Raw genomic sequence first — 1450 nt, 5'->3', positions numbered from 1 at the left:
CGGCGATCCGATCGACGAGCGGTTGCAGCAGCCAGCTTGCCTGGCCGAGCCAGTCCGCCATCGTCGAGCGGCTGATCTCCACGCCCTCGCGGGCGTAGATCTGCGACTGGCGATACAGGGGCAAGTGATCGGCGAACTTGGAGACGATGACGTGGGCCAGCAGGCCGGGACCAGCACGGCCGCGCGGCACGGGAAGCGCCGGGGCCGGCGCCTGGCTGATCGCATCGCAGCGGTTGCAGGAAAGCTTGGGCCGGACATGACGGACGACGCGGAACCGGCCGGGGACATATTCCAGCACTTCGGTCACGTCCTCGCCGAGCTTGCCCATCGTGCCCCCACAGGCGGAACAGCCATCGGCATCTGGCGCTGCGTGCATAACCTCGTCGCGAGGGAGGTGGTCGGGCAGCGGAGCACGGCGCGGCTTGCGAGGGGCAGCCTTGGCCGGGGCATCTTCGGGCACATGGCCCTCGATCAAACACTCGGCATGGGCATGCTCGGCCTCGAGATCCTCCAGCGTCAGTTCGAGCTGGTCGGCCTGGAGCGCAAGACGCTCCGAGGACTGACCGAACTTCATGCGCCGAAGGCGGGCCAGCTGGACCTTGAGCTTCTCGATCTGCAGTGCGGTCAGCTTAATCGAGTTCTGGGCGGTCTCGAGCTTCCCACGGGTCGCGTCATGGGCCACCCGTTCGGCTTCCAGCGCCTGCTCCGAGGCCGCCAGGCGTGCGCGCATCGTCTCGGCGAAAGCGCGCAGTTCTGCGGGATCGGCAGGCAGTTCGAGATCGTCGGGAGACACACTTCGCGATAGCAGAATCAGGTCTTCCGCCCAAGCAGAATGCCCGGAAATACGCCGATTATCGCGTCAAATCTGCACCGGCAGACGGGGCGGATCGGGAGCTACGGTGCGCCGCCAATCCATCGCTTCGATCAGCAGCGCAAACTGTGCCGGGGTCAACACGACACCGCCCTCGATGAGTGGCGGCCAGACGAAACGGCTGCGTTCCAGGCGCTTCGCGAACAGGCAGAGACCGGTCCCGTCCCAGTGCAGCGCCTTCAGGTAGTTGCCGCTCTTGCTTCGGAAGAGGAAAACATGCCCGCCGTAGGGCTCGACCGCGAACAGCGGGCGGACCAGCGCTGCCAGCCCGTCGAAGCCGAGCCGCATGCTGACCGGCTTGCTTGCCAGGTAGACCTTCGTTCCGGGTGCCAGCGAGATCACGAGACATCCCGGAATGCACGCAGCACGCGGGCCAGCGCCTTCTCGTTGACATAGCTGTCCACCGACAAGCGCACGCCGCTCGGCAGGTCTATGTCTATCGCGCCGGGGCGGGCACCGGGATGGGGGCGGATCAGATCCTCCGGCGCTGGCGGCATCGGCGACGAAATAGGTCGCGGTGCCTTCTGGGGCTCGGGCACTGCCAGCGCAGGTGCGGGCTCCGTCGTAATGATCGCGCCG

General features: G+C 66.8%; 2 protein-coding genes and 1 pseudogene. All 3 read right to left on the bottom strand.

Features of this window, described 5'->3' with window-relative positions; all coding sequences use genetic code 11:
* The coding region (locus IE122_RS18185) for an IS66 family transposase (protein WP_189622636.1) at nt 1-793 on the bottom strand (793 nt) is incomplete at its 3' end.
* Nucleotides 794-859: 66 nt separating this feature from the next.
* Nucleotides 860-1213 (bottom strand): IS66 family insertion sequence element accessory protein TnpB, encoded by a 354-nt coding sequence (gene tnpB / locus IE122_RS18180; protein WP_009822160.1) that lies wholly within the window; start codon nt 1211-1213, stop codon nt 860-862.
* Nucleotides 1210-1450: pseudogene (locus IE122_RS18175) on the bottom strand (IS66 family insertion sequence element accessory protein TnpB); the annotation flags it as partial. The pseudogene IE122_RS18175 and the gene tnpB, both read right to left, overlap by 4 nt.

It is taken from the genome of Novosphingobium colocasiae (assembly GCF_014652555.1).
Lineage (GTDB): Bacteria > Pseudomonadota > Alphaproteobacteria > Sphingomonadales > Sphingomonadaceae > Novosphingobium > Novosphingobium colocasiae.
Note: the sequence above shows the minus strand (reverse complement) of the source record. Positions and strands in the feature narration are given on the sequence as shown.